Below are 281 nucleotides of genomic sequence, written 5' to 3'. Positions count from 1 at the left end.
TAATAACTGTGATATTGAGATTAACCGTGTCGAGCGCGTCATCGTTTATACCCTAACGATTGATGCAAAAACAGACGGTGAGGTAGGTGCAACCAATAACACGTTACCTAAAGCCGCTGAGCAATTATTGTTTGACCGTATGACGCAGAGCTTGGTTTATGATTTAAATGAGGTGAATAAGCTGTTTGATGATGAGCAGCCAGCATCGCTTAATCATATCGATGTGATTGGACAAGGTCGTACGGCACTAGAAGCAGCCAATACAGAATTTGGCTTTGCGC

At 43.1% G+C, this 281-nt stretch carries 1 protein-coding gene; it reads left to right on the top strand.

The window, feature by feature from the left end:
• Positions 1 to 281 (top strand): phosphoribosylformylglycinamidine synthase family protein (locus AAEZ03_RS26955; RefSeq protein WP_350582874.1); only part of this gene is annotated, 281 nt, incomplete at both ends.

The sequence above is a fragment of the Pseudomonas sp. HY2-MNA-CIBAN-0224 genome (genome assembly GCF_040310285.1).
Taxonomy (GTDB): Bacteria; Pseudomonadota; Gammaproteobacteria; order Pseudomonadales; family Pseudomonadaceae; genus Aquipseudomonas; species Aquipseudomonas helleri.
This window is presented reverse-complemented; position numbering and strand designations above follow the sequence as displayed.